General features: G+C 65.4%; 7 protein-coding genes. All 7 read right to left on the bottom strand.

What is annotated here, in order from left to right; genetic code table 11:
• Positions 1–206: hypothetical protein (locus RMO25_RS05875; protein WP_309661672.1), on the bottom strand; the 206-nt coding region annotated here is incomplete at its 3' end.
• 156 nt (positions 207–362) lie between these two features.
• Positions 363–632: a 30S ribosomal protein S15 gene (gene rpsO, locus RMO25_RS05870; RefSeq protein WP_309661671.1), complete on the bottom strand. Its 270-nt coding sequence runs from the start codon at positions 630–632 to the stop codon at positions 363–365.
• A gap of 15 nt (positions 633–647) precedes the next feature.
• Positions 648–1,532: a tRNA pseudouridine(55) synthase TruB gene (gene truB, locus RMO25_RS05865; RefSeq protein ID WP_309661670.1), complete on the bottom strand. Its 885-nt coding sequence runs from the start codon at positions 1,530–1,532 to the stop codon at positions 648–650.
• On the bottom strand, positions 1,532–2,218 hold the full coding sequence (locus RMO25_RS05860) for a site-2 protease family protein (protein ID WP_405051849.1): 687 nt from the start codon (positions 2,216–2,218) through the stop codon (positions 1,532–1,534). Before RMO25_RS05860 ends, truB begins: the two co-directional genes overlap by 1 nt.
• Positions 2,215–2,742, bottom strand: a complete 528-nt coding sequence (locus tag RMO25_RS05855) for a GNAT family protein (RefSeq protein ID WP_309661668.1) — start codon at positions 2,740–2,742, stop codon at positions 2,215–2,217. Before RMO25_RS05855 ends, RMO25_RS05860 begins: the two co-directional genes overlap by 4 nt.
• Complete coding sequence (gene rbfA / locus RMO25_RS05850; protein WP_309661667.1) at positions 2,739–3,131, bottom strand: 30S ribosome-binding factor RbfA; 393 nt, start codon at positions 3,129–3,131, stop codon at positions 2,739–2,741. The genes RMO25_RS05855 and rbfA overlap by 4 nt, the downstream gene beginning before the upstream one ends.
• 113 nt (positions 3,132–3,244) lie before the next feature.
• Complete coding sequence (gene infB, locus RMO25_RS05845; protein WP_309661666.1) at positions 3,245–5,749, bottom strand: translation initiation factor IF-2; 2,505 nt, start codon at positions 5,747–5,749, stop codon at positions 3,245–3,247.
• Positions 5,750–5,853 lie beyond the last annotated feature (104 nt).

The following is a 5,853-nucleotide window of genomic DNA, read 5'->3' as shown; positions in this document are numbered from 1 at the left end:
GCCGAGAATTTTTCCTGGTAGTGGACGGTCAGCGGGAAGAAGTCCTGGCCCGGCTTGACGGTCTTGGCGGCGGTCACCGCGCAGAGGACGACGGTTTCGCCAAGGGTCGCGAGCACCGCGCCATTGGCCTGGCGGGCAACGTGGCCCGTTTCGAGCTTCAGCGTCTTGCCGCCGAGGTCGATTTCTACAGTCTTGATATTGAACATGTGGTTTCCTTCACCCGGCCGCCAAATGCGCGCCGGGACATCAGTGCAGGCAAGCCGGCCTGCTGCGGTTCGGGGCACTGAAACGGCCCCCCACGGTTACCCCGCCGAATTGCGGGGTTTCCTTGAGTGAAGGGCGCCCGAAAGCGCCCGGTGAAATTACTTACGCAGACCCAATTTGGCGATGAGATCGGTGTAGCGTTTCTCATCCTCGCGGCGGAGATAATCCAGCAGCGAGCGCCGCTTGTTGACCATCATCAAAAGGCCGCGCCGCGAATGATTGTCCTTGGCGTGGGTTTTGAAATGCTCGGTCAACGTATTGATGCGGCTGGTAATGATCGCCACCTGGACTTCGGGCGAACCCGTATCGTCGGCGCCGCGGCCATGATCCTTGATCAATTCAGCCTTGCGTTCGGTCGTAATCGACATCGTCAAACTCCTTATTCAAAGGTTGAACCCGCGCACGACCCGGAGGCCGCCTGCCAAAGCTTCCACCAACGCCACCGGGACTTCGTCCAGGCACGCAAGCTGAAGCCCCGGCGTCGCGGGGAAACCGGCAAGCGTCTGTCCATGTCGGAGCAGCTGGGCTTGGCCGGGGGTGACGGGGAGGGCCGGGATGTCGTCCAGCGCCGCGGTTAGCGGAAGTACCGCCCCATCGAATTGCCGCGCCTTAGCGGCTTCGCTCAAAAAGTCCAGCGAAATGGCCTGTTCGAGAGAGAACGGCCCGGCACGCGTGCGGCGCAACTTGCTGACGCGCCCGACCGTGCCGAGCGCCTGGGCGATGTCGCGCGCGAGACTGCGGATGTAAGTGCCCTTGGAAACGGTGGCCAAGAGGGTCGCCTCGTCGGCACAGCTCTCCAGCAAACGCAGTTCGTGGACCGCCACGGACCGCGCCTTCATCTCGACCTGCTCGCCGGCGCGCGTTCGCTCGTAGGCCGGCTTTCCTTCGATCTTCAGCGCTGAGTACGCCGGCGGGACCTGTTCGATCACGCCGGTAAAGCGATGCAGGACCGCCTCGACGGCATCCCGGTTGGGGCGAACTGCGCTGGTAGCGATCACTTGACCCTCGCCGTCGAGCGTATCGGTCTCCTCGCCGAAGCGGATCGTGAACGCATAGGCCTTGGTCGCGTCGAGCATACGGCTGGCGAGCTTGGTCGCTTCGCCAAGCGCGATCGGCAGGACGCCGCTGGCCAGCGGGTCGAGCGTCCCGCCGTGGCCGACCTTGGTCTTGGGCTCGCCCGCTTCCTTGAGGATGCGCTTGATCGCGGACACCGCCTGGGTCGAGCCGAGGCCGACCGGCTTGTCGAGGATGATCCAGCCGTGGAGCATCAACCGACGTTGACGCCAGCGATCCCCAAAAGCCATCCGGCGAGATTATCCACAATCGGCGAAATCACCCGCCTGACGATGTCGGCGCTGGGAGAGAGCATCGGTAGCACCAGCAGCAGGAAGACGAACACCAGCAGCGAATAGCGGCCAATGCCGCGGAATCGCTGCGCGGCGCCGTCGGGCAGCAGCCCTTCGACCACATGGCCGCCGTCGAATGGTGGCAGCGGGATCAAATTGAAGATGGCGAGGAAGATGTTGATCAGGACGAAATTGATCGAATTCTGGGCGATGAACAGCGCCGCCGGGCTGGCGACGCCCGCCGTCACCCACAGGGTCGCGCCGACGATGGCGGTGCCGATGACCGCCAGCAGCAAGTTCATGCTGGGGCCCGCCAGCGCCACCAGCACCATGTCGCGGCGCGGATTGCGCAGGCGCTGGTAATTGACCGGCACCGGCTTGGCCCAGCCGAAGATCGGCGCGTGGGCCAGCGCGAGCAGCATCGGCAGGATGATGGTGCCGAATGGGTCGACATGGCGGATCGGGTTCAAGGTCAGCCGCCCTTGCTCGGCGGCGGTTGGGTCGCCGAACCGCCGCGCCACCAGCCCGTGCGCGACCTCGTGGAAAACGATGGCGATGATCAGTGGCACCAGCCAGGTAGCGATTTGATAAAAAGTGTCGGTATTCATAGCGGCCATTCGTCCTTCAAAATCGCGAACAGCACGGTATCGCGGACGTGGCCGTTCCAGGTGATGCGGTCGGCGCGCATGACGCCTTCGCGCACCGCGCCAAGCCTTTTCATCGCCGCCTGCGAGCGTTGGTTGCGGCGGTCAACGCGAAATTCAACCCGGCGATAGCCGCGGTCGAACGCGTGGCGCAGCATCATGTCCTTGGCGCGGCGGTTGAAACCGATGGCGCGGAACGCGGGGCGATAAAAGGTGCTGCCGATCTCGAGCGTTTGCCGGCCGTCGTCCACATTGAGGAAGCAGCTCATGCCGACGAACTGGCAGCCATCGTAGAGCGCGAACGGCACCCACTGGCGCTTGAGCAAAGCGTCGAAGCTCGCGTCGAAATGCTCGGGGGCGTAGCTGACGTAATAAATTTGCCAGATGTCCGGATCTTCGGCGCAGGCGGCGCGAAGAAGGTCGCGATGCGCCTCGGCCAACCGCTCGGCGCGGCAACCGTCGCCGGTCATCGGGTCGTCGAGGTTCATTCCCGGCCGATGTCCCGCGCGACTTTGGGTGCTCGCAGCAGCTGGTCGATCTTGCTGCCTTCGTCGAAGCTCTGGTCGGCGAGGAACTTGATCTTGGCCGCATATTTGGTGGTCATCCGCCGCGCCACTTCCTTCTGGAAGAAAGCGGTGTTGGTGCGCAGCGCCTTCAGCACGACATCCTCGTCCTGGCCGAGCAGCGGTTTCACGAACACGGTGGCGTGGCGGAGGTCGGGCGACATGCGGACTTCGGTGACGCTGACGAGGTGACTGGCGAGCGTTTCGTCATGGACGTCGCCGCGCAACAGGATTGCCGACAAGGCGTGGCGCACCTGCTCGCCGACGCGGAGCAGACGGACCGAACGGCCCTCGGGGGTTTCGACCTTGCGCATTCTATTAGCCCCGCGCCGTCATTGCGAGCGAAGCGAAGCAATCCAGCTTCTTTGTTCTGGCTGGATTGCCGCGTCGCTGCGCTCCTCGCAATGACGGCTGAACGGGTTTGCCATTACAGCGTCCGCGCGCGCTCCTCGGTCTCGAAGACTTCGAGATTGTCGCCCGGCTTGATGTCGTTGGTGTCGGCCAGCAGCACACCGCATTCCATGCCGGCGCGCACTTCGGCGGCGTCGTCCTTGAAGCGGCGCAGCGAGGTGATGGTCGTCTTCGACACGATAACGTCGTCGCGGGTGAGGCGGGCGTGGAGGCCTTTGCGGATGACGCCTTCGAGGACCAGCAGGCCGGCGGCCTTATCCTTCTTGCCGGCCGGGAAGACTTCCTTGACCTCGGCGCGGCCGACGATCGTTTCGATGATTTCCGGACCCAGTTCGCCGGCCATCGCGCCCTTGGCCCAGTCGGTCAGGTGATAGATGACGTCGTAATAACGCAGCTCGACCTTGTGGCGGGTGGCGATCTCGCGGGCCTTGGCGTTGGGGCGGACGTTGAAGCCGATGATCGGCGCGCCGCTGGCCCCGGCCAGCGTGACGTCGCTCTCGGTGATGGCGCCGACGCCCGAATGCAGGATGCGGACGCGGATTTCGTCGGTCGACAGGCGGTTCAAGGCGTGGACGATGGCTTCGACCGAGCCATGGACGTCGGCTTTGACGACCAGCGGGAACTCCATCATCGTTGACGCCCGCGACGCGAACATGTTTTCGAGCGTCACCGGCGCGGTGGTGGTGCGCTTGCGGTCGAGCAGGCCCTGGCGATAGGCGGCGACTTCGCGCGCCCGGGGCTCGTTCTCGACGACGGTGAACGGTTCGCCGGCGGCGGGGACGGCGGACAGGCCGAGGACTTCGACCGGGACCGAGGGGCCGGCTTCCTTCACCTGCTTGCCCTGGTCGTCGATCATCGCCCTGACCTTGCCGCTCGAGGCGCCGGCGACGAAGACGTCACCAACGCGCAGCGTGCCGCGCTGGATAAGCACCGTGGCCAGCGGGCCGCGGCCCTTGTCGAGCTTGGCTTCGATCACCGTGCCTTCGGCGGCACGGTCGGGATTGGCCTTCAATTCGAGGATTTCGGCCTGAAGCGCGATCGCTTCCAAGAGTTTGTCGAGGTTGGTCTTCTTGGTCGCCGAGACTTCGACGTCCTGAACTTCGCCGCCCATCTCCTCGACGATGATCTCGTGCTGGAGCAGCTCCTCACGGACGCGCTGGGCCTTGGCATCGGGCTTGTCGATCTTGTTGATGGCAACGATCATCGGCACGCCAGCGGCTCGGGTGTTGTTGATGGCTTCGATGGACTGCGGCTTCAAGCCATCGTCGGCGGCGACGACCAGCACGACGATGTCGGTGACGTTGGCGCCGCGCTGGCGCATTTCGGTGAAGGCCTCGTGGCCCGGCGTGTCGAGGAAAGTGACCTTCGACTTGTCGGGCACGGTCACCTGATAGGCGCCGATGTGCTGGGTGATGCCGCCGGATTCGCCGGACACGACATTCTCGCCGCGGATGGCGTCCAGAAGCGAGGTCTTGCCGTGATCGACGTGGCCCATGATGGTCACCACCGGCGGCCGCGGCTGGAGGCTTTCGGGCGCGTCCTGATCGTCGCCGATGCCGATTTCGATATCGCCTTCGCTGACGCGCTTGATGGTGTGGCCGAATTCGGTGACGAGCAGTTCGGCCGTGTCCTGGTCGATGGTCTGGGTAACCGTCACCGGCATGCCCATCTTGAACAAGGCTTTGACCAAATCGGCGGCGCGTTCGGCCATGCGGTTGGCGAGTTCCTGGACGGTAATCGCTTCGGGGACGACGACGTCGCGAACCTGCTTGGCGGCGGGGCCAGCTTGCTGGTGGTGGCGCTTTTCCTTCTCGCGCGAGCGGCGCAGCGCGGCCAGCGAGCGGGCGCGGGTATCGTCTTCGCCCGACAATGCGCGGGTAACGGTGAGCTTGCCCGAATGGCGGCGATCTTCGTGGCTGCGTGACGGTCGCGGCGGTTCGGGACGCTTGGTTGCCGGGGCACCGCCGGGACGGCGATGGCCGCGCTCGTCCTCATCATCGAGCTGCGGCGCACGATCTTCGACCGGCGGGGTTGGCTCGGCAGGCGCTTCAACCGCGGGCTGCTCGGCGACCTGGCGGGCCTGTTCGGCGGCATCTTCCTCGACGCGGCGATTGTCTTCGGCGCGGCGTTTTTCGTCCTCGGTCTGCTCGACCTTGACGCGATCGTCGCGGCGGCGGGCTTCCTCGAGCGACGCCATGCGGGATTCGTCGGCCTCGCGCAGCAGTCGCTCCTGAAGCTCACGGCGCGACGAGATGTCATCGACCGGCGCGCGCTTGGGGGCTGGCGCGGCCGGATTGGGCGCCGGCTTGGGCGCTTCGGCGACGGGGGCCGGCTTGGGCGCTTCTACCGGCGGCGGGGCTTCGCCCGGCTTGCCGAGGATGCGGCGCTTCTTGACCTCGACAACAACGGTGTTCGAGCGGCCATGGCTGAAGCTCTGCTTGACCTTGCCGGTCTCGACCGTGCGCTTGAGGCCCAGCGGCGGCCGGGTGCCAAGCTTCGGCTTTTCGGTCTGGTCGGTCATTCTATTCCTTCGTCATATTCTGCAGCCGAGCCGGGGGCCGAGGCGGGTTCGCCGCCGTCTAGCCCGGTACGGGGGTCAGTGAAAGCGCGCCACCGGGCAAGCGC

The organism is Sphingomonas sp., from assembly GCF_031361285.1.
GTDB lineage: Bacteria > Pseudomonadota > Alphaproteobacteria > Sphingomonadales > Sphingomonadaceae > Sphingomicrobium.
The sequence above is the reverse complement of the archived record's forward strand: the minus strand, read 5'-3'. Positions and strand labels throughout refer to the sequence as shown.

What these genes read in the sequence shown, in the direction of transcription:
- rpsO (WP_309661671.1), bottom strand. Translation starts at nt 632, where the DNA reads ATGTCGATTACGACCGAACGCAAGGCTGAATTGATCAAGGATCATGGC.
- truB (WP_309661670.1), bottom strand. Translation starts at nt 1,532, where the DNA reads ATGCTCCACGGCTGGATCATCCTCGACAAGCCGGTCGGCCTCGGCTCG.
- RMO25_RS05860 (WP_405051849.1), bottom strand. Translation starts at nt 2,218, where the DNA reads ATGAATACCGACACTTTTTATCAAATCGCTACCTGGCTGGTGCCACTG.
- RMO25_RS05855 (WP_309661668.1), bottom strand. Translation starts at nt 2,742, where the DNA reads ATGAACCTCGACGACCCGATGACCGGCGACGGTTGCCGCGCCGAGCGG.
- rbfA (WP_309661667.1), bottom strand. Translation starts at nt 3,131, where the DNA reads ATGCGCAAGGTCGAAACCCCCGAGGGCCGTTCGGTCCGTCTGCTCCGC.
- infB (WP_309661666.1), bottom strand. Translation starts at nt 5,749, where the DNA reads ATGACCGACCAGACCGAAAAGCCGAAGCTTGGCACCCGGCCGCCGCTG.